General features: G+C 37.0%; 22 protein-coding genes and 1 other RNA gene. 11 read left to right on the top strand and 12 right to left on the bottom strand.

The window, feature by feature from the left end:
* Nucleotides 1-35: 35 nt before the first annotated feature.
* The 8 genes from PT281_RS02790 to PT281_RS02755 all read right to left on the bottom strand — a co-directional run bounded on the left by PT281_RS02790 (nucleotide 36) and on the right by PT281_RS02755 (nucleotide 9,094).
* Nucleotides 36-467: a GNAT family N-acetyltransferase gene (locus PT281_RS02790; RefSeq protein WP_277151846.1), complete on the bottom strand. Its 432-nt coding sequence runs from the start codon at nucleotides 465-467 to the stop codon at nucleotides 36-38.
* A gap of 2 nt (nucleotides 468-469) precedes the next feature.
* Nucleotides 470-1,189 carry an antibiotic transporter permease gene (locus PT281_RS02785; RefSeq protein ID WP_277151844.1) on the bottom strand — a complete coding sequence of 240 codons (720 nt, stop codon included), beginning with the start codon at nucleotides 1,187-1,189 and terminating at the stop codon, nucleotides 470-472.
* On the bottom strand, nucleotides 1,189-1,920 hold the full coding sequence (locus PT281_RS02780; RefSeq protein WP_277151842.1) for a multidrug ABC transporter permease: 732 nt from the start codon (nucleotides 1,918-1,920) through the stop codon (nucleotides 1,189-1,191). Before PT281_RS02780 ends, PT281_RS02785 begins: the two co-directional genes overlap by 1 nt.
* A gap of 1 nt (nucleotide 1,921) precedes the next feature.
* Nucleotides 1,922-2,686: an ABC transporter ATP-binding protein gene (locus tag PT281_RS02775; RefSeq protein ID WP_277151840.1), complete on the bottom strand. Its 765-nt coding sequence runs from the start codon at nucleotides 2,684-2,686 to the stop codon at nucleotides 1,922-1,924.
* Between the two features lie 290 nt (nucleotides 2,687-2,976).
* Nucleotides 2,977-5,757 (bottom strand): FtsX-like permease family protein, encoded by a 2,781-nt coding sequence (locus tag PT281_RS02770; protein WP_277151838.1) that lies wholly within the window; start codon nucleotides 5,755-5,757, stop codon nucleotides 2,977-2,979.
* Nucleotides 5,758-5,772: 15 nt separating this feature from the next.
* Nucleotides 5,773-6,474 (bottom strand): ABC transporter ATP-binding protein, encoded by a 702-nt coding sequence (locus PT281_RS02765; RefSeq protein WP_277151836.1) that lies wholly within the window; start codon nucleotides 6,472-6,474, stop codon nucleotides 5,773-5,775.
* Nucleotides 6,475-6,502: 28 nt separating this feature from the next.
* A complete protein-coding gene (locus PT281_RS02760; RefSeq protein WP_277151834.1) occupies nucleotides 6,503-7,315 on the bottom strand; it encodes a Cof-type HAD-IIB family hydrolase in 813 nt (270 codons plus the stop codon).
* A gap of 129 nt (nucleotides 7,316-7,444) precedes the next feature.
* Nucleotides 7,445-9,094 carry an amino acid permease gene (locus PT281_RS02755; RefSeq protein WP_277151833.1) on the bottom strand — a complete coding sequence of 550 codons (1,650 nt, stop codon included), beginning with the start codon at nucleotides 9,092-9,094 and terminating at the stop codon, nucleotides 7,445-7,447.
* Nucleotides 9,095-9,321: 227 nt separating this feature from the next.
* On the opposite strand from PT281_RS02755, the gene PT281_RS02750 reads away from it, so the two are divergent.
* The 11 genes from PT281_RS02750 to ssrA all read left to right on the top strand — a co-directional run bounded on the left by PT281_RS02750 (nucleotide 9,322) and on the right by ssrA (nucleotide 16,483).
* Complete coding sequence (locus PT281_RS02750) at nucleotides 9,322-10,050, top strand: YebC/PmpR family DNA-binding transcriptional regulator (protein WP_277129920.1); 729 nt, start codon at nucleotides 9,322-9,324, stop codon at nucleotides 10,048-10,050.
* A gap of 115 nt (nucleotides 10,051-10,165) precedes the next feature.
* Nucleotides 10,166-11,140 carry a competence type IV pilus ATPase ComGA gene (gene comGA / locus PT281_RS02745; RefSeq protein ID WP_277151831.1) on the top strand — a complete coding sequence of 325 codons (975 nt, stop codon included), beginning with the start codon at nucleotides 10,166-10,168 and terminating at the stop codon, nucleotides 11,138-11,140.
* Nucleotides 11,118-12,110, top strand: coding sequence for a type II secretion system F family protein (locus tag PT281_RS02740; RefSeq protein WP_277151829.1), 993 nt, complete (start codon nucleotides 11,118-11,120; stop codon nucleotides 12,108-12,110). Before comGA ends, PT281_RS02740 begins: the two co-directional genes overlap by 23 nt.
* Nucleotides 12,111-12,123: 13 nt before the next feature.
* Nucleotides 12,124-12,471, top strand: a complete 348-nt coding sequence (gene comGC, locus PT281_RS02735) for a competence type IV pilus major pilin ComGC (RefSeq protein ID WP_277151827.1) — start codon at nucleotides 12,124-12,126, stop codon at nucleotides 12,469-12,471.
* Nucleotides 12,446-12,883, top strand: coding sequence for a prepilin-type N-terminal cleavage/methylation domain-containing protein (locus tag PT281_RS02730; RefSeq protein ID WP_277151826.1), 438 nt, complete (start codon nucleotides 12,446-12,448; stop codon nucleotides 12,881-12,883). Before comGC ends, PT281_RS02730 begins: the two co-directional genes overlap by 26 nt.
* The gene (locus tag PT281_RS02725; protein WP_277151824.1) at nucleotides 12,876-13,151 is read left to right on the top strand and encodes a hypothetical protein; all 276 of its coding nucleotides are present in this window, start codon (nucleotides 12,876-12,878) and stop codon (nucleotides 13,149-13,151) included. Before PT281_RS02730 ends, PT281_RS02725 begins: the two co-directional genes overlap by 8 nt.
* Nucleotides 13,135-13,632, top strand: coding sequence for a ComGF family competence protein (locus tag PT281_RS02720; RefSeq protein WP_277151822.1), 498 nt, complete (start codon nucleotides 13,135-13,137; stop codon nucleotides 13,630-13,632). The genes PT281_RS02725 and PT281_RS02720 overlap by 17 nt, the downstream gene beginning before the upstream one ends.
* Nucleotides 13,604-13,762 carry a hypothetical protein gene (locus PT281_RS02715; protein ID WP_277151820.1) on the top strand — a complete coding sequence of 53 codons (159 nt, stop codon included), beginning with the start codon at nucleotides 13,604-13,606 and terminating at the stop codon, nucleotides 13,760-13,762. The genes PT281_RS02720 and PT281_RS02715 overlap by 29 nt, the downstream gene beginning before the upstream one ends.
* A 59-nt stretch (nucleotides 13,763-13,821) precedes the next feature.
* On the top strand, nucleotides 13,822-14,826 hold the full coding sequence (locus tag PT281_RS02710) for a class I SAM-dependent methyltransferase (RefSeq protein WP_277151818.1): 1,005 nt from the start codon (nucleotides 13,822-13,824) through the stop codon (nucleotides 14,824-14,826).
* Nucleotides 14,827-14,870: 44 nt separating this feature from the next.
* Nucleotides 14,871-16,055: an acetate kinase gene (locus PT281_RS02705; protein ID WP_277151817.1), complete on the top strand. Its 1,185-nt coding sequence runs from the start codon at nucleotides 14,871-14,873 to the stop codon at nucleotides 16,053-16,055.
* A gap of 60 nt (nucleotides 16,056-16,115) precedes the next feature.
* Nucleotides 16,116-16,483: a transfer-messenger RNA gene (gene ssrA / locus PT281_RS02700) on the top strand.
* A gap of 71 nt (nucleotides 16,484-16,554) precedes the next feature.
* On the opposite strand, the gene PT281_RS02695 is transcribed toward ssrA, so the two are convergent.
* The 4 genes from PT281_RS02695 to PT281_RS02680 form a co-directional block, all read right to left on the bottom strand.
* Nucleotides 16,555-17,691 carry a site-specific integrase gene (locus PT281_RS02695; protein ID WP_277151815.1) on the bottom strand — a complete coding sequence of 379 codons (1,137 nt, stop codon included), beginning with the start codon at nucleotides 17,689-17,691 and terminating at the stop codon, nucleotides 16,555-16,557.
* A gap of 144 nt (nucleotides 17,692-17,835) precedes the next feature.
* Nucleotides 17,836-18,534 (bottom strand): DUF3862 domain-containing protein, encoded by a 699-nt coding sequence (locus PT281_RS02690; protein WP_277151813.1) that lies wholly within the window; start codon nucleotides 18,532-18,534, stop codon nucleotides 17,836-17,838.
* Between the two features lie 9 nt (nucleotides 18,535-18,543).
* Nucleotides 18,544-19,380: a hypothetical protein gene (locus PT281_RS02685; RefSeq protein ID WP_277151811.1), complete on the bottom strand. Its 837-nt coding sequence runs from the start codon at nucleotides 19,378-19,380 to the stop codon at nucleotides 18,544-18,546.
* A 72-nt stretch (nucleotides 19,381-19,452) separates the two neighbouring features.
* Nucleotides 19,453-19,860: a M48 family metalloprotease gene (locus PT281_RS02680; RefSeq protein ID WP_277151809.1), complete on the bottom strand. Its 408-nt coding sequence runs from the start codon at nucleotides 19,858-19,860 to the stop codon at nucleotides 19,453-19,455.
* Nucleotides 19,861-19,875 lie beyond the last annotated feature (15 nt).

Genomic DNA, 19,875 nt, shown 5'->3' with positions numbered 1-19,875 from the left:
AGACACTTAGCATAATTGCCAAGTGTCTTTTTTGCTTATAACTTTTTTGAAAAGCGTTTTTGGGTTTTGTCAAATGAATAGCCGATTTTAGCATAAAACTGATGTGCTTCGGTTCGGCTAGTGCTGGAATTTAAACGGATAGCTGTTATTTTGTGCTGTTGGGCATATTTTTCAACTGCGGTCATTAATTCAGTACCAATGCCGCGATTTTGCGCATCTTTAGCTACGGCTAAAGCCATGATATTAAGCATGGGATCAAAGTAAGTTTCTTGATAAAGTTCCGCGTGAACGTAACCGGTGATTTTACCTGTGTGAGCGTCTTCTGCCACTAAAATTAAGTGGTGGTGGTCAGCGAGCAAGTGCTTGATGTTGGCTTGTGTCTTAGTTAAAGGATAATCATATCCCAACTGCTCGCGATTTATTTTCTGAATGGCAGCACTGTCTGTTATTTTTGCATGGCGAATCATTTTTAATACCGATGTCCTTTAGTTTGACGAATTTGGTTAAGTTGAATTATATAGCCGATTAGACCAATTAGCAACCAAATAATAATTGTTAAATAGCCCATTGCAAGATTAGCATGTCCAGTTTTAATTAAATTAACTGGACCATAAAATGGAAACAATAAGGCAATTTTGGTTAACCAAGTTGGATAGGCGGTGATAATTACCAAAATACCAGAAACAAGTTCAATTAATGAGCTGAACAAGTTTTGCGCAAAGTAAGGATCATTCATTTGCCATGAGATGGTCCAAGCAGTAAAGCCTAAGATAATACCATCAATGCACAGTACCGGTAACATAACTAAGGCGCGAATAATAATTGCCAGTGGCGCTCTTAAACAAAAGGCTAGGAACAGGTTGATTACTGCAAGTAAGCTGCCGATAAGTAGTGCAACTAGTGTTTTACTGAACCAATAACGTGGACTGAATGGCCTTTTAGTAACCATTTCAAAATCAATGCGCAAGTTTGCATCCTTAACTAGTAATTCGTTCATCGTTTGCAATGATAATCGTGCGGCGTCAATCGCAATTGAAGCAATGCCAACAGTCCAATTGAATTTACCGGTGTATTGAGTCGTAATTAGGACTAGTAGTAGCATGTCAATCAGAGGCGTTAGGAAAAAGTAAACTAGTTTTGTACGCCAATTATGTAAGAAAGATAGTGAAGAAAATTGGGTAGCAATCATTAGATAATCTTCAGCGCTCCTTTCTTCCTAGCCAAAAAGTTAACTCTTCGGACAATAATACTGATTAACAATATCCACAGACCAAGACTAGAGCAGTACGCCCACCAGTTAAAGTTAACTTGCCTAGTTAACGTTGCAATTGGCGTGGTAATTGGGATTAGCCACTGCGAAAAATTAGTTATGGGTTTCAGAATTTGGGTACTGCCAAATAAGCCAGCTAATAGGATAATGGGTGTTCCGATTAAAGTTTCATAGACCATTGCATCTGTTGTTAAGGTCAAAAATGAGGCAATCAAGATACCCATTGTAGCCGCGCCAAGCCATAACAAAATAATGGTTAGGATTAATTGCAAACTGACGCTGCCGGTAGCAACGCCAAGGATTTTTGCTAATAAAAAGCTGAGTGGGAAGGCGCATAAGCCGTAAGCAGAAGCAGGCAATAGCAGTGTGATGAGGGATGCACGTTCGTCATATTGGTTGTTTAGTAAATAAGGTAATGTTCCCTTATATTTTTCAAAGCTAATGCAGCCAGCAACGGTTGTACAAGATGACCACATTCCAAAAATGCCGCTTTGCAGCCATAACATAGAATTATTTAGATTATGATGAGCATAGGCAATTGTATACTGCATTAAAAAAATCGCAGTCGTACTGGTAATTGTTAACCAAACAAAATATTGGTCAGACAGATAGTCCTTAACATGAAAGAGGAATAAACGAAGAAAACGCATGTTATTTCCTCCGCAACTGTGGTGCTAAGGCTAGGTAAGATTCTTCTAATGTTGCCGGTCGATCAATGTGATCAACCTTTGACAAGTTAACAATGTCATCAACACTGCCAGTAGCGAAGACTTTACCACTACCCAATAGAACAATGCGGTCAGCTAAGGCCTCAACTTCAGTCATTGTGTGGCTGGTTAGTAAAATGCTAATGCCATTATTTGCTAGATATTTAATTGTATCTCGAATACTCTTAGCAATTTCAACATCGAGACCACTTGTTGGTTCATCAAGCAGTAACAAATCAGGTTGACCTAGAAGTGCACGAGCAATGTGCAGTCTTTGGGTCATACCTTTTGAAAATGTTCCAACCTTTTTGTTAGCGACGTTTTTTAAAGCAACAATTTCTAGAACACGTTCAATTTCAGTTTTTTGCTGACGATAGGGGATTTTGGCTAAATCGGCAAAGAACGCCAGATTTTGTTTAGCAGTGGCATTACGATAAAAGCCTAATTCACCACCAAAGGAAACGCCCATTCGTGGCCGTCTTTTTGCGGTAGTAATTTCTTGACCGTTAACAAAGACTTGCCCAGAAGTAGGAATTAAGTAGCCGCCAATAATTGATACGGTAGTGGTTTTGCCAGCACCATTTGGTCCTAAGAGCGAAACAATTTCGCCCTTAGCAATTGTAAAAGAAACGTCAACAAGGGCATTAAATGTTTGTTGTCCGTTTTCGTAAGTCTTTTTTAAGTGTTTAACTGATAATATATTTTCCAAAAAATTATTCTCCATCAATTAAGTTGTAAGATGATCAATCACTAAAAAGGAAGGTGTGATTACCGATCAGAAGATTACAGGTTAATTTGAAGAACCAGTTGATATAACATTAAGTCTATGAAAAAGATTATAGCATAGTTTTAATTTTATGCTATTAATTTTTAATAATTTTAGATTATAGTATTAATAAATAAGTAAGATACGAATACTTCATTTAAATATTTACAGTAAGTAACTATTGGCAAAACAAAAAAAGAAGGATTTCTTATTTAGGAAATCCTTCTTTTTACTTAATCGACAGACTTTAAAGCTGCCAACATGTCAAGATTTTTTAATTTATAATTAACGGTAAAGCCGAGTGCGATAGTAACTATGCCCACCACGCCCAGTGGCCAAAGAAAACTATCGACAGATAGGGCTGGATTGAACATGACATTGGCTGGCGGCACAACATAGAGAATGTATTGGTAAAGCAGGTAGCCTGTCAAGTAGCCAACTAAAATTCCAATACAAGTCAGCAAGATTGTTTCCCGATAAATGTACATTGTCACTTCATTATTATAAAAACCAAGGACTTTAATCGTTGACAGCTCACGAATCCGTTCAGCGATATTAATGTTAGTTAAATTGTATAAGATTACAATTGCGAGCAACCCCGCCACAATTATCAAAACAAGCATAATCATATTCAGCGATTGAACGACGACATCGAGCTCTTGACTGATTGCAGTATTTTGAACGACCCCGCTCACGCCAGATAACTTCATAAATTGAGCTGCCGTGTTGCGAGTGCTTTGGCGGGAACCATTTTTGAGAATGACCAGATTAGCGTTGGGTTTAAATCTTTTATCAAAGATATTTTGATAGACTGCTGGTGTCATAATTGCGAAGTGTCCCATATACATTTCCGTAATTGCCACCACCTTTATTGTTCGCCGGTGATTGTCTTGGTCGGTTAGAGTAATGTGCCCACCCGGGTTGACTCTTAACAGGTTTGCTAATCGTTCAGAAATTACTACACCCTGATTAGTTAATGAGATTGGTTGTTTAGTTTGCCGGTTGTCTAGATGCAGATATTGGTGCAATTGGTTCTTATTTTGCGGCACAATCATTGTAATATCTTGTGTATCACTATTTTTACCGGCAATTTTGGTCAAGGTTTGGTAATAGATTGGCATTTCTTGTTTAATATCATTAGCTTGAAGTTGGCGCGTTAGTGTTGCTTTTTCCGTATTAGAAATTGGCGATTTTTGGGCGACAATTAAGTTGTAGTGAATTAAATCGTTAAATTGGCGATTATTCATATTACCGATTGAGTTTTTAACTGCAAACCCAGCAAAAAGTAAAGTAGCAGACCCACAGACACCAAAGATTGTCATAAGCATGCGCTTTTTATAACGAAAAATGTTGCGAGCAGTAACTTTATGGGTGAAATTAAGGTGCTGCCAAATAACCGGAATTTTTTCCAATAAAATTTTGGATCCAGCAGCAGGTGGCTTAGGCAATAAGAGTGCTGCTGGTTTTTCTTTAAACTCGTTTCTGGCGGTCAGATATGCTGGTAAGACCGAGCTAATCCAAGCAAGTAAGAGTGCAATTAGACTGATTTGCCAATGAAAATGTTCTTCAATTGGCGGCAAGGTCAATGATTGATAATAAGCATGGTAGACAATTTGCGGCATTAATGTATGTCCCAAATAAATACCAGCAATTGTACCGAGCGTTCCCGCAAGAAACCCATACAGAATAAACTTATTAATAATGACGTAGTCGTCATAGCCAAGAGCCTTCATGGTACCAGAGTTAATTCGTTCCTCGTCAATAAAGCGATTCATTGTTGTAAAGGTAACCAGTGCCGCAACAAAGTACAGGAAGATAGGGAAAACCTTGGCAAGATCTTCGACAACTTGAGCCACTGTGCTGTAGACAATGTTACCTTCGCCGCCTGGTATTTCTCGACGATTGTAAACATGATAGGTAGGTGCTGGTAAAGTGCTAAGCAGTTTTTGAGATTGCTTAATTTGGTGCTCACCGGATGCTAGTTTTGATTTTGTTTGATTGGCATAATGAGCCAATTGCTGCTTTTTAGTTTGTAATAGTTGCGCTTTAGAAGCTAATTCTTGCTTAGCCGCAGTTAATTGTGCTTGTTGGGCAGGGGTAAGATTATTAATTTGACTGGCTTGAGCGGTAAGCTGCGCCTGCTTTATAGCTAGTTCTTTTTCAGTCGTAATTAAGTTTTGCTTGCTAGTTTGAATTTTGACTTTAGCAGCCGTAATTTTAGCAGTTTGCGTATTTAATTTGTGGTTAGCTGCGGCAACAATTCTTTGCTTGCGTTCAGGAGCTTCCGCCTTTAGTGTGTGCTCAAGTGCCCGTTTATGCTTGTTAAGGCGGGTGGCATACAGCTTACCATAAGAGTCGAGTCCACGTAGGTTGTGATAAGTCAAATTTACTGTTGTATAAAGGCTCTGGTCAAAATTGCTAGGCAAGACAACGGCATAACCCTTTAATTCGCCTGTACCACTATTACTTTGCCCGAGATTAACATTTGATAAAATTTGGCTGGAGCGAACAAAGCCAACGATTTTAAATTGGTGCCGCCGCAGCATTTTTGTACCTAAGATAGTCTTTTTTTCGGTAAAAGCAATTGTTTGCCCTAAGTGATAACGTTTTCGAAAGTGAGCAGCAATGGCAATTTCGTTATTAGCTCGTGGCAATCGACCTGCACGGAGTTCGTAATGACCAATCTTTTTTGGCTTAGAAAAAAGGCGCCAGCTTTCATGACTATTTTTCAAAACTGTATCGGTCATATAGCCAAATTCAACTTTGTGATTACCAGCCGCTTGCCGAATTTTCTGTGTGTCCTGTTTGTCTAAACCATAATTGCTGATGACTGTTAAGTCTGGCGTTTTTAATGTTTGGACATAATGATTACCGGTGTCGCGCATGTCAGGACCAGTAACAATCAGCCCAACAAGTGCAAAAGCACCAATCATCATTAGACCAAAAATTGACAAAAATTGTCCCTTAGTATGCTTAATTGACTGCCAGAAGTCTTGCCAAACAACTTTATTCATTGAATTGCGCCTTCTTTACCACTTAACATTAGCGATTGCTTCAGGTTGAGGATTGTGTTCAATTTGCGTAACTTGACCATCATGAAAATGAATTACCCGGTCGGCAATTGGCGCAATGGTGCTGTTGTGCGTGACAATAATTACGGTTGCACCTTTTTTTCGGCTCATATCAGCAATGATTTGTAAGACACTCTTGCCAGTTTCATAATCTAGGGCACCAGTTGGTTCATCACAGAGCAAAATCTTTGGATTCTTAGCAATTGCACGAGCAATTGCTACACGCTGCTGTTCACCACCAGATAGTTCAGCTGGAAAATTATTAATACGTGTTTGCAAGCCCACGTCAATTAATGTTTGCACCGGATCTAACGCATCTTTAACAATTTCTGAAGCAAGTTCAACATTTTCTTTAGCTGTTAGATTTTGAATCAGATTATAAAATTGAAAAACAAAGCCAATATCATTTCTACGATAAGTTGTTAATTGGCGTTTGTTATATTGGGCGATATTTTGACCATCAATAATGACATCCCCGCTAGTATTGGTATCCATGCCGCCCAAAATGTTAAGAATAGTGGACTTGCCGGCACCAGATGCCCCTAAGATAATCGCGAGTTCGCCTTGTTCAACGGTGAAATTAACATCATTGTTGGCTAATATTTCTGTGTCGCCAGTTTGATATTTTTTGAAATTATGTCTTACTTCAATGTAGCTCATATAGCCTTACTCCTTGAAAGAACAAAATTTATCTTAAATATTCTTCTAGAACCTGCAATACCCCCATGTCGTTATTGCTTGGAGCCTCGTATTTAGCAATTTCTTTTAACTTAGGGTTAGCGTTCTTCATTGCATAACTAAAGCCGGCTAGTTCAATCATTTCCTTATCGTTCATGCCGTCGCCAAAGGCAATTAATTCTTCTGGCTTAACGTTGAAATAGCGCAAGAAATATTTGATGCCTTGCCCTTTATTAACGCGATTAGGCATTACATCAATATTCTCAAAGCCACTTGTCGTGCAGTGAATACGTTCACTGCTATTTTGATTAAACTTCAATTCAAGTTCGCTGGCTAACTCAGCATCACAATTAAGGGTCAGCTTAGTCAAATTGTCACTAGTTGGCAGCTGGGTTAGATCGTTAATTTCAATAACATTGGGATAGAAAAAATGCATGGCATTTTTAAATTTTATGCTAGCGCGTTTATTAATGTAAGAACGGTCAAGACCGCTGGCGGCAATCTCAGTTGCAGGATAATTTTCTTGAATAAAGTTGATTAATTTAATTCCTGTCTGATAAGTGAAAACATGCCGCAAAATAATATTGTTGTCCTGCGTTAAGATTGAGCCATTATCGGCTACAATATCAATCCTGTCCAAAAAACCATGAAAATCTTTTTGCAGGCGTGATAATGGACGACCACTAGAAGCAATAAAATGGATATGGTGCTTGCGCAACTCGGTCAAAATCTTATCAAAACGTTGTCGGTCAAATGTCTTTTCGTCATTTTCAAAGGTGCCATCCATGTCGACGGCAACTGCTTTAAAAGGAATTTTTGTCATGTTCTGCTCCTTAATTGTATCCTAAAGTTATTATATAGTAGTTGCGATAATATTTTAATTAATATCGATGATTATTTGGCAAATAAAAACAGCTCCACACTGCTGTGAAGCTGCTTTAAAAATATTCAATTAATTTCTTGCGTTACTTGGCTTTCTTCTGCCAACTAACCAACAAAGCAAAATTGCTAAGATGGCTTCAATAACGATAATAATAATGTTTAAGCCTAATTTGAATTGACCAAAATCTATCTTGCTGAGGTTCTGACCGCCAAGATAGAGATCAAGGACAATGGAGCCAATAATTAGAACAAGCATGGCAATCCATTGGTCGCGGCTAAAGGCGATCCCATATTCTTCCTCGCGGCGTCTAATACTTGGTAAAATCACGCCTAACCCAATTAGGACAACAATTGCAACGATATTAATAATTAATTCATACCACCAATAACTACTGAACTCTTTAACGTCTAATGGGGCAATTCCCAAAATGGTTGCGACAGCTGTAACTACTAGTAGGAATAGTCCTGCTAGGTAGGCTAACTTATCATTTTTGATAAAGACGTAGTCAGACGAGAATTTCTTAGAATTCTTTCTAATTCGCATGAAGGAATAGAAGATCCAGCAGGTAACACCTGGTGAAATGATCCCGTTTAAGTTTAATAACCAATTAAAAATGTCATTCATGTTAGGTAAGAAAATACCAAGAAGCATGATAAATGCTGATAGCGCAACAGTTAGAATGTAACCATTGATTGGCAAGCCATTCTTGTTCTTTTTGCGTAAGAACTTCGGCATATACTTGTCACCAGTATCAGAAATCAGCATTCTTGTCATGGCGTCTAATAAAACAGCTAACAGGGCAGCATTATAAAAGACAGAAGTCCAAGACCATAAGTAAAGCAAACTCTTACCTAAACCATATTGTCGACCAACCATGTCAAAGACGTAGTATTCACCGTTCATCTTCAAGTCATTTGGAATGTGGTTAGCATTGAAGTAAATGCCAAGTGCAAATGAACCAAAGACGGTTAAGAAGATGGTCATAATTGCCAAAGCAATCATGGCTTTAGGAAAGTCGGATTTTGGCTTTTTCATCTTGGTAACGTATGGTGCCACCAATTCACAACCATTAAGAGCATAAATTAACATGGCAATTGTAGTCCAGTAATGCATGTCAAATTTAGGAATGAGTGAGTGCCAAGTGAAGTTGGTGGTTGCCATGTGGCCACCGGATTTACTTAAACCAACAAATGCCAAAAAGACAAACATGAAGGTCATAATCAGCATCATGCCTCCACCAATTGTTGACAATACTTCCATTGATCGTGAGAAGTAATGTTCAATAATAATGAAGATAATAAACATAGCAAAGGTCATGAGCGCAAAGTTTTTGTTAGAAATTTGGTCCTGAAATTTACCAGAGCCGGTAACAGCCCAACCAATATCGACAATAATTGTGTTAGCTGAATCAACTGCATAAGGAATTGAAGCTGCCCAGTATGTCCAAGCAGTAAAGTAGCCTAAAAATTCGCCATCTGTCCCGCGGACCCATGACGATAGACCACCACCTTCCTTATTAAAGACTGATCCTAATTGACCAACCATTAAAGAATATGGAATCACGTAAAAAATACACATGATAATCCATGAAGTAACAACGGGCATTCCCTGATTTTGGAAATTGTACATAATATCGTCCAAGCCGATAACAGTACAAAAAGCCATCAGAGTTAATACCGGCCACGAAATATATTTCTTGTTTGAACCTATTTCATCCACTGAGATTATCTCCTTTAAAAATAATTAACGTTTTCTATTTTACTCATTATTGCATTATCTGACTAGACCCAAATCAGGATATTTAGTTAGAATAATGTTAGAATAGTCCATTTTGAAAGTGATTTTAGTAAAAAATCAGCTGAAATTGCTGCTAGTATTGAATTTTATGCTGCCGTGAGTTAAGATTATTATCGTTAATAACTACAAATAAAGAAAGAAGGATTCTTATGTCAGGACATTCAAAATGGCACAATATTCAAGGCCGCAAGAATGCGCAAGACGCTAAGAGAGGTAAAATTTTCCAAAAACTATCTCGTGAGATATATATGGCTGCAAAGAATGGTGGTCCTGACCCCTCAGGGAATCCTAACTTGCGGATGGTAATGGATAAAGCCCATGCTAATAATATGCCTAAGGCTAACATTGACCGCGCAATCAAGAAGGCTGACGGCAATTCAGACGAGCATTACGATGAGATTACTTATGAAGGTTATGCACCCGGTGGTGTTGCTGTCTTTGTTGAAGCCTTGACTGATAACAAGAACCGGACTGCTTCTTCAGTTCGGGTTGCGTTTACGCGTAATGGCGGTTCACTTGGTGCTACTGGTTCAGTTGCTTACATGTTCAACCGCAAAGGCTACATTGCAATTGACCGGACAACTACTGATGCCGATGAAGACCAAATGTTGCTTGATGTCATGGATGCCGGTGGCGATGATTTGCAAACAAGTGACGAAGCTTACGAGATTTATACCGATCCTAAGCAATTGGCACAAGTCCGTGATGCTTTGGAAAAGGCAGGCTACAAGCTTGCTAACGCTGAGTTAACGATGATTCCGGAGAACACTACACCAGTCCCAGAAGACAAGAAAGAACAATTTGCTAACCTTGTTGATGCCTTAGAAGACGATGACGATGTGCAAAATGTTTATACTGCCGCTGCTGATGAAGACTAGGTCAGACATAAATTAATAATTAATCACTCAATTTTTTGAGTGATTTTTTGTTTACAAAAAATTTCTGACCTCTTTTGCGTATGTATATGTAGAGTACACGCAAAGGAGGGTTTTTATGCGGATTAAAGAAACAGTTAACTGGTTGATTGAAGAAGCAATTGCCAATCATGCCAGTGACATGTTCTTTTTGGTACGTGATAAAGAAATGCTGGTTAATTCGCGGACACTGACTGGTATTAAAGAGCGAGCTAAATTTACGTTAAATGAGGGCAAAGAGATTATTAATTTTCTTAAATATGGTGCGCAAATGGATATTGCAGAACACCGCCGACCACAAGTTGGTGCGTTAACGTATGATTATCATCACGAAAAATATTATTTACGCTTATCAAGTGTTGGCGATTTTGCAGGTTATGAATCTTTAGTACTGCGAATTATTTATCAGGTAAAGGCAGGACGGTATTTTTTACCTGAACAAATTGAACAATTAAAAGAGTTAACTAGACGGCGTGGATTGATTGTTACTAGTGGACCAACTGGTTCTGGTAAAACGACTACGATGTATAAATTGGCGGAAATTGTGGGTCAAGGGCAAATGGTGATGACAATTGAAGATCCGGTTGAAATTCACCAAGCGACATTTTTACAAACTCAGGTTAATTATGAGGCCGAGATTAGTTATGCCCGCTTATTAGAAGCAGCTTTGCGCCACCGACCTGATATTTTGATTATTGGCGAAATTCGCAACGCCCAGACAGCACGTCTAGCAGTTGATGCTGCATTGAGTGGACACTTAGTTTTCGCAACAGTTCATGCTAAAAGCACATTGCAGACAATTTCGCGATTGGAGAGCTTACAGATTAATCAAAACGAGTTGAGTAATTGCTTAACAGCCGTTTCTTATCAACGATTATTGCCAACAAAAAATGGCTTCTCATGCTTACTTGATATTGCCAGTGGAAAAACTCTGCAGGACAGTATCAGTCAAAGTCAGCGTGGTAATTTTGTAAGTTGGACAGATAATTTAATGGAATTGAAACAGCGAGGTGAAATTAGTGCGCCGATATATGAACAATTTCAAGAGGGATAAGTTAACGGGACAAGAACAATTAGCCTTTCTTGATTACTTACAAAATAGCCTTGCTAATGGTTTTGCCCTTAATATGAGTTTGGAATTAATGCCAATTTTATGGCCCAAACGCCGAAAAGTATTGGCTAGTTTGAGCCAAAGAATGACTTTAGGCGCTGATTTAGGTCAGGAAATGTGGCATTTAGGTTTTAGCAAAACGATTGCAACGCAAGTTGATTTGGCAATGCAGCAAGGGAATTTACTTGACTGCTTAGCGCAACTGGCTACCTTAAACCGTTTAAAAAATGAACAGATTAAAAAGTTAAAGACAGAAATGTCTTATCCATTTGTGTTAGTCGTAATGATGATTGGTCTGCTTATCTTTATGCAGACTTTTGTATCAAACCAATTTGCGTCGTCTAATGAGCATACTGGTGATGTAATGCTGGTTGGTTTATTGGTACTTGGATTATTGTTTCTGTATTATTTTACGCAGGTTTTAACACTTTTGCGTAAGCAAGATTATCATTCACTAAAAAGATTATCGCATTACCCAATTATTGGCTCGGCGGTCAAATTATATGTTAATTATTTACTAGTTTATGATATTGGCTTGTTAGTTGCTAGTGGCTTTTCACTGCAAAAGATGTGTCAGTATGCGGCTAATCAGGAATCGGGGTCACTGCAACAATTTATTGGGGCTAAGGTGAACCGGCAATTAGCTAAGGGCAAGAACTTATCGCAAATTATCAAGCAGGAGTTATTCTTGCCAGATGAGCTAGTAATCTTAATTGAAACAGGTTCAACCAAGGGAGATTTAGGCAAGAGCTGTCTACTGCTGGGGCAAACCTTGTTTACTGACTTAACCAGTAAAATCGAAAAGTTAATTGTTAATGTTCAACCAGTCTGCTTTATTTTGATTGGGTTGTGCATTATCGGGATGTATCTGAAATTACTGCTGCCAATGTATGCGATGATGCAGCAGATTTAAGGAGCTATTTATAATGAAGAAAAAATTTAAGCAGTATTTATTGAATATTATGGCTAAATCGCGTAAGATGCAGGGCTTTACCTTGATTGAAATGGTCGTGGTTATTGCCATTATTGTACTTTTGTTATTGATTATCGCGCCTAATTTGACTAGGCAAAAGCAGAGTGCCGCTGAACGAACCGAAGATGCCTTTAAAACAACATTGCAGACACAGGCTGACCTTTATGAAGAAGATAAAGATAGAAAGGGTAAAGATATTACTTTTCAAAATATGTTTGACGATGGTTATTTGACCAAAAATCAGCTAGATAAGTCTAAAAATTATACGGTAACTAATGGTGTGGTTGAAAAGGGCAATTAAAGTAAAGTTAGGTGGCTTTACTTTAATTGAAATGGTTGTATGTTTAGCGATTTCGTTAAGCTTAATAATGCTTGGAACTGTTGAAATTGCTTCATATCGTGAACAACTGATTCTGAATAATACTGCCAAAGAAATTAAGAGTTCTATTGAGCAAGCAGCACGGTTCAGTACAATTAAGCATGAGACAGTTACGCTGATATATCAGCCGCAAACAAAGATACTTGTCTTTGTAGGCGACGGCTTTTCACAACAAATGCAAATTGCGTCAACAATTACTGTTTATGGTTTACATGGCAGAACTGTGATTTCGGCTAAAGGTATGTTAGCCCCGCTAACGATTACTATCGAAGATGGTCACCATTCACAAAAAATAAAGTTACAAATGCAGTGGGGACGGGCAATTGATGAATAAACTGCGGTTAAAAGGCTTTTTACTAGCAGAAAGTATGGTAGCACTTGTTTTGGCAATAATGGGTATCTCAGTGATTGCATTAATTGTTGGTGCTAGCCGAGCAAATGAACGCCAAATTGAATTGAAAACTGATCGTGCTTATGCTTGGCATGTGTTGAAAGAGGAAGATTTAAGTAAAATTACGGTACACGATCGGGTTTATCAACCAGCAGGAGCAAAAAGTGTTTATGATACAACAGACAAAAAGACTTATGAAGTTAAAGAATAAGGGCTTTATGCTAGCTGAAGTGATGTTTGCCGTTTTTGTAACATTATTGGTTGTCTTGATGCTGCAAAATTTGTTAAAAAGTATGACCTTGGCTAATAAGGCAGAGCACCATACCGATGATGTAGTTTTTTCTTATGTGCAGCTTAATCGCTTTTTGCATGACGATCATACTAAATTGGCTTATATAGATGTGGCAAATTCTACTTCAAAAAAGGCAAAAATTGTAAAAATAGACCAAGATAATAGTGAAACGACTTATTTGTTAACTTTTTATAAGAATATGATTCGGGCAACAACCGTAGAAGGCGGACATATGCCGCTGTTGTTGAATATTAGTCAGGCTAATTTTATTACCCATCCAGGGCAGCTTAAAATCAACGTGACAGAAGATGATGGTCGTAAGTCAGAATTATATTTTAAATTGGCTAGGCAGCCGGAAAAGAAGACAAAAAATGAACAAATTAAAAAAGCAAAAAATTAAGGCTAGTGCATTACTTAGCAGTGTTTTGGTATTGACTACCTGTTTGTTATTTTTGCAATTTTATCAAGAAATTTATCGTGTAAGTATGAAAAATGACTTGTTATTGATTGAATATCTAGTCAACAATTGATTTGCTTGCACCAATAACCTTGTTTCTATTAAAATGGTAGTAGATAAGGGGAATTAAGCATGGATAAAATTGAAGAACTTTTTAATAAATTTTTGGACTGTGTTAATTGTTTGCAGAATGCCTTAAATGTTTCTTTTGGTGAGGCTTTAACTGAAACCTTCGATAATCTTGAAACTGGTAAGATTAAGGTGGAGATGGGAGCTCCCGACAAGGAGACTGTTGCCAAGTTAAGCCAAAAATATGCGGCATTAGATTACGATCATTTGGCCCAAAAGGATAAGGTACAAATTTTTACCTATTTGGTATTAAAAGCAATTAATGAAGATGAGCTGGATGTTAATCAAATGCCGACACCACCAGCAATTGCGACAATTATTGCGATGTTAATGAAAAAATTACTACCAACAGATAAGGAATTGACGGTTGTTGATCCAGCAGTTGGTACTGGTAGTTTACTTTATGAGGTCATTAATCAATTGAGAATGGCCAACCATTCTAAGTTAAATTATGAATTAGTTGGCATTGATAATGATGAAGAAGTGCTAAATTTTGCGGATGTTGGCGCTCATTTGAACGGTATTAAGATTGATTTGTATTGCCAAGATGCTCTTAGTCCTTGGTTAATTGAAAGCCCAGAAGCAGTAGTTAGTGATTTGCCAATTGGTTATTATCCAATTGATGATAATGCGGCTAATTTTGCGACAAAGGCTGAAAAAGGGCACTCTTTCGCGCATCTTTTGTTTATTGAGCAAATTATTAAAAACCTGCAGCCTGGTGGTTATGCCTTTTTAGTTGTCCCTAAATCAATTCTTTCTGGTAAGGTGGGGGCTGATTTCATGCCGTGGCTTGCCGAAAAGGTCTTCTTGCGGGCAATTGTAGAGCTGCCAGACAAGATGTTTCAGAATAAATTTAACCAAAAATCAGTTTTGGTATTTCAAAATCATGGTACAGGAATTAGCAGCAGTGAAGTATTGCTCACAAAGTTAGACTCAATTAAGAAACAAGAAGAGCTAATTAAGCTTAATGTCAAGCTAAATGAGTGGTATACTAATAACATTCATTAATTTGTGAAAAATTATAAAGTTACATGTATGGAGGAATTTTATTTATGAAAAAAGTTTTAGCAATTAACTCAGGCAGTTCTTCTTTTAAGTATAAGTTGTTTGCTTTACCAGAAGAAAACGTATTAGCAGAAGGTCTTGCTGATCGTGTAGGGATTGATGGTTCATCATTTGAAATCAAATTGGCTAATGGCGAGAAGCATAAGGAAGAAGTAGCTATTCCAGATCAAGAAACTGCTGTTAACTTATTGCTTAAGGCATTAGAAGAATACAAAGTAATTGCTGACCTAAGCGAAATCGTTGGTGTTGGTCACCGTGTTGTTGCTGGTGGGGAAGCATTTTCTGATTCAGTTATTGTCGATAAGGATAAATTACAAACTATTTATGACCTAAAGGAATATGCACCATTACACAACCCAGCTGAAGGTAAGGGAATTGAAGCATTTATGAAATTGCTCCCAGAAGTACCAGAAGTTGCTGTTTTTGATACCTCATTCCACCAAACTTTGGATCCAGTACACTACATGTACTCAATTCCTTATAAATATTACCAAGAATATGGCGTTCGTAAGTATGGCGCTCATGGTACTTCAGTTCGTTACATTGTTGGTCGTGCTGCCGAAATGCTTGGTAAAGACGCCAAAGATTTGAAGATGGTTGTTTGTCACTTGGGTTCAGGTGCGTCAGTTACTGCAGTTAAGAACGGTAAGTCTTATGACACTTCAATGGGCTTTACACCACTTGCAGGCATTACAATGGGTACACGTTCAGGTGATGTTGATCCTTCAGTTTTGCAATACATTATGAACAAAGACAATATTGATATTAACCAAATGATTAGTATTTTGAATGACAAGTCAGGTTTACTTGGTATTTCTGAAATTTCTTCAGATATGCGTGATTTGGAAAATAACGCTGATAAGAAAGCCAGCCTAGCTCGTGAAATCTTTATTGACCGTGTAGTTCAATATGTAGGTTCTTATGTTGCTGAAATGGGCGGTGTTGATGCAATTGTCTTCACTGCTGGTGTTGGTGAACATGATAGCAGCGTTCGTGAAAATGTCATGAAGGCCTTTGAATTTATCGGTTTGGACCCAGACTTTGAAGCTAACAAGTCTAATGGTGAGAAGTTCATCTCTAAAGACGGCTCAAAAGTTAAGGCAATGATTATCCCAACTGATGAAGAATTGATGATTGAACGTGATGTTGTTCGTTTAGCTCACTTGAACTAATTAATTGAACTTTTTTGATCGTATGTTGATGTGAATTATGCTATAATTAGAGAGTCTCAAGGGGATGTTTTGGGATTCGACAGGCGTAGATTCGCATTGACTGCGATTTGTAGGTCACGTCTACATTAAAACGTCACAGAACTTTAACTGCAAATAAAGAAAATTCTTACGCATTAGCTGCTTAATTTAGCGCTTATGCCTTGCCTAGTACTGGATTACTCACGTTTAGTAATAGGTATCAAATTAGTGAGTTACGTTTAACTACCTCATCTGAATAGTTAAAAAGAGTCCTAAGCAGGTTAGCTAGTTCATCCTAGCCCTGTTATATGGCGTTTTGGACTAGCGAAGTTCAAGTAATATAACTATGATCGTAGAGGTCAGTGACGGAATGCGTTTGGACAGGGGTTCAATTCCCCTCATCTCCATTGTATGTCTAAGAAGTCTTGATTTATCAAGGCTTCTTTTAGTTTTAAAGTAATTCCACATGATTTCCACATGATTAAATATTTAAAGTCTTGATTGAGCTAATGGCATCTTTTCTGTTGGAGTTGTTAATATGGGTATAAATATTCATTGTCATAGCAATCGTTTCATGACCCATTAGCATTTGAACTGTTTTTGGCTTAACGTTTGTTTCACTAATTAGCAAAGTAGCAAAAGTGTGACGGAAGCCATGAATTGTTATCTTTTTTAATTTGGGGTTTGTTTTATAAATTGCCCTTAACCACTGATCTGGTTTACTGAGTGTCAAATATTTTCCAAGTGACGTATGAAATAGTTTGTTAGAAATAAGGGCTTGTTTGCGCTCGTAATTTTGAAATTCTAGTAATACTTGTTTTAACTTTGTAGAAATAGGCACGACACGATTAGACATTTCGCTTTTTGGCGATTGGATAATCAGTTTATTGTCATAACCATATGATAGGGTCTTAGTGATTGATATTTTATTGCCTACAAGATCAACATCATTCCATGTTAAAGCCAAAGCTTCAGATTTACGCAATCCAGTTGTTGAAAGAAGATAAAAGTAAGTGTATGGTCGAATGCTATAATTTTTGGCAGTTGCTAAAAATTCTTCTAGTTCTTCACGTGAGTACACGTTGTGTTTTATATCTCGCCGCGGTCGAGCCGTTCTCTTGGGCATGATTATTCGCTTAACAGGATTTTCTTTTACATATCCAAGCCTGATGGCATATTCGTATAAAATACCTACTTGTCTGACAACATCCTTATATTTAACAATTTCTTTTGCTTTTTTATCGGCAAAACGTTGAATTGTTTTAACCTGTACCTTATCCATGTATTTATTTCCAAATACAGGCTTAATGTGATTACGATACATTATTAGAAGTTTATTTGCAGTTGATTCTTTAACTTGGTCTTTATAATTTTCAAACCAAAGATCATAAATTTCATCAAATTTTATTTGATTTGGTCGTTGATACGACTTTTCAATTCCTTTTGCTTTTAGCTTGGTCAGCTCAGAAGCAGCTTTGTTATATGTATTGAAACCCTGTCTGGTGACGCATATTTGCTTACCGTTTTCATCCAAGCCAATATATGCTTGGAATTTCCATTTTTTCTTGCCAGATTTTAAAGTATATTCTTTAATTTGTTTATTTGTCCTACGTGGCATAACAAAATCCTCCTCATTGTGATAAAATTGGGTAGACAAAAGACACCGATACTGTATCAGCATCTTTTGTTTACTACATTTATAGCTCTCAAGAACAATGTTTGGTCGCGGCGTTCTTGAGGGCTTTTTTTGCGTTAATAGGAATTATTCTAAGCCGTTTTCTGATTTACCAGTGAGTCTTGTTCCAGTAAATTCAAGATCTACTTCAGATCCTACACCGCCTTTAATTCCTGTATACCATGTAAATATATTTTTATAACGTCCCAAAATTAAAGATTGATCTATTTCATCTGGCAAACCGAATTTATCAGTTACTTCATCAGAAGTCGTACTATTTGATAATTTTTTATAAGCTTTACGAGTTAAGCGATTAGATGGTCTATGCCAGCGAAAATCAGTTAAAGATGAGCGCACAACTTTATTATTAACGAAAACAAAGGTAAGAGTCATATCATCGTATTCCCATTTTGCTATTTGAGTTTTAATACCTGAAGTTTCGCTGTCAGAAGCTTCTGAAGGATCAGATTGCAAAGATTTTTTAACAGATGAATATGTAGATCCGCCTTGCCCATTTTGCATAAGATCGCCAACTTTAATGTTTGTATAAATTTGAAATAAAGTAAGATTATCTTGTGTAGTTTTATCACCAAGCTTATCTGAAACTAGTTTTGGTTTAGACTTTTTATGAGACTTTTGTTCAGTTTTAGTGTTATTGGTATAAGTGCTTTTTTTACCGGCATAAAAGGTAATTCCAAGCAAACCGATAAAAGCAATTACAATAATTAACCAAAACCAAGTTTGTTTATAAAAGGGCTGTTTAGCATTTTCTTTTTTATTCAGCATATATTTCTCCTAAAAAATAATGTTTGGTAAAGTATCGTCATAAGGTACTGTAGTACAGAGGCAATCATAGTGTAATAATTTACGCACCTTGATTTTATCTGCCACTCTATAAACGCCTTTGCCCCAACCGTTATCAGTAGTAGCAAGTTTTTTACAAAGTTGACATGGATTTTTGGAAGGCATCCATTGAAAATATATAATTTTACTTTCTGAATAAAATTTCATCTCATTATCAAATGCTTTTTGAACATTCTGTAACATAGCTTCTTTCTTTTCCTCGCCTTTTAATAATTTTGAATAATCATATTTAACAGGACCAATACCAGTCCAAGATTTTCCAGCTCGATGGTGTTTAATTATTTTAGGATATTTGTTTAAGAAATTGAGACCAGCGTTTGTTATGCTTTTTTCACTTGTAGCAAGTCCATAGCTTTCTAATTTTTTAAGACTAGTAGAAAAGTTAATTCCATACTGCCATAAAAAATATTGTGGAATGTAATCTTTTTTCTTCATGCGATTCATCCACCACAGCATCACAACCTCACCAATTAGTAAGGAATGATCTTCAAACTTAACAGCTTCCATATTTTCTTTAGGAACAGGTGCAGCCATTCTAATGCTGTCTTCCCATTGTTCTAAACAATAATGAGCAAATTGGTCATTTGGTATATAAGGAATAGTTTGATAACCATTTTCCTTATATTTTTCTTGTAGTTGCTTAATAAGGTTGTTTTGCGATGGCGTCTTTTGACTTTTGTTTCCGGCGCTATCTTGGCTTATTAAAATGTTACTATTTTTTAGTGATTTATTTTTATGAATTGATTTCGATTCGTTACCGTTCAGCACTTTAAAATCCTCCTAAAATTCTTTTAATATTTTAGCAAAGATTAATTATTAATAATACCGCTTACTTTAAAATCAAAATAAAAGATCATCGTTATTCCTAAATAAATTCACTACATCGTTATACATTCTAGTAGGTATACCATAAGCTTGCATAAATTGGCTAGGTTCCTCATAACAATCATATTGCTTAGTAGCATAATCAAAAATTAAATTAAGTGAATAAAGGTCAGCATGGCGTTCCTTAGATGTAAGAGAAGTACCGCAATAGCGTGAAATGCCTTGATCGCCATCTATTAAATGACCGATTTCATGGCCAATAATGAAAGGTAACTCAGCCTTATTCTTCCAATTGGTGTTGATAATGATAAGCTTTTTAGTTTTATTAGCAAAAGAACTGTAATCCTCATCAGCTGGAACTAATAGGTAACCAATATCCTGATTAAAAGCGAAATCGAATAAATATTGTATTAAATCGTTCACGTAATTATCTCTTTC

The sequence above is a fragment of the Lactobacillus sp. ESL0701 genome, assembly GCF_029433445.1.
In the GTDB taxonomy this organism is placed as follows: Bacteria; Bacillota; Bacilli; order Lactobacillales; family Lactobacillaceae; genus Lactobacillus.
Note: the sequence above shows the minus strand (reverse complement) of the source record. Positions and strands in the feature narration are given on the sequence as shown.

Excerpts from the sequence above, each read along its gene's own strand:
- comGA (WP_277151831.1), top strand. The coding sequence starts at position 10,166 with ATGCGGATTAAAGAAACAGTTAACTGGTTGATTGAAGAAGCAATTGCC.
- PT281_RS02760 (WP_277151834.1), bottom strand. The coding sequence starts at position 7,315 with ATGACAAAAATTCCTTTTAAAGCAGTTGCCGTCGACATGGATGGCACC.
- PT281_RS02720 (WP_277151822.1), top strand. The coding sequence starts at position 13,135 with ATGAAGTTAAAGAATAAGGGCTTTATGCTAGCTGAAGTGATGTTTGCC.
- PT281_RS02740 (WP_277151829.1), top strand. The coding sequence starts at position 11,118 with ATGAACAATTTCAAGAGGGATAAGTTAACGGGACAAGAACAATTAGCC.
- PT281_RS02750 (WP_277129920.1), top strand. The coding sequence starts at position 9,322 with ATGTCAGGACATTCAAAATGGCACAATATTCAAGGCCGCAAGAATGCG.
- comGC (WP_277151827.1), top strand. The coding sequence starts at position 12,124 with ATGAAGAAAAAATTTAAGCAGTATTTATTGAATATTATGGCTAAATCG.
- PT281_RS02730 (WP_277151826.1), top strand. The coding sequence starts at position 12,446 with ATGGTGTGGTTGAAAAGGGCAATTAAAGTAAAGTTAGGTGGCTTTACT.
- PT281_RS02765 (WP_277151836.1), bottom strand. The coding sequence starts at position 6,474 with ATGAGCTACATTGAAGTAAGACATAATTTCAAAAAATATCAAACTGGC.
- PT281_RS02725 (WP_277151824.1), top strand. The coding sequence starts at position 12,876 with ATGAATAAACTGCGGTTAAAAGGCTTTTTACTAGCAGAAAGTATGGTA.
- PT281_RS02790 (WP_277151846.1), bottom strand. The coding sequence starts at position 467 with ATGATTCGCCATGCAAAAATAACAGACAGTGCTGCCATTCAGAAAATA.
- PT281_RS02770 (WP_277151838.1), bottom strand. The coding sequence starts at position 5,757 with ATGAATAAAGTTGTTTGGCAAGACTTCTGGCAGTCAATTAAGCATACT.
- PT281_RS02715 (WP_277151820.1), top strand. The coding sequence starts at position 13,604 with ATGAACAAATTAAAAAAGCAAAAAATTAAGGCTAGTGCATTACTTAGC.
- PT281_RS02710 (WP_277151818.1), top strand. The coding sequence starts at position 13,822 with ATGGATAAAATTGAAGAACTTTTTAATAAATTTTTGGACTGTGTTAAT.
- PT281_RS02780 (WP_277151842.1), bottom strand. The coding sequence starts at position 1,920 with ATGCGTTTTCTTCGTTTATTCCTCTTTCATGTTAAGGACTATCTGTCT.
- PT281_RS02785 (WP_277151844.1), bottom strand. The coding sequence starts at position 1,189 with ATGATTGCTACCCAATTTTCTTCACTATCTTTCTTACATAATTGGCGT.
- PT281_RS02695 (WP_277151815.1), bottom strand. The coding sequence starts at position 17,691 with ATGCCACGTAGGACAAATAAACAAATTAAAGAATATACTTTAAAATCT.
- PT281_RS02690 (WP_277151813.1), bottom strand. The coding sequence starts at position 18,534 with ATGCTGAATAAAAAAGAAAATGCTAAACAGCCCTTTTATAAACAAACT.
- PT281_RS02705 (WP_277151817.1), top strand. The coding sequence starts at position 14,871 with ATGAAAAAAGTTTTAGCAATTAACTCAGGCAGTTCTTCTTTTAAGTAT.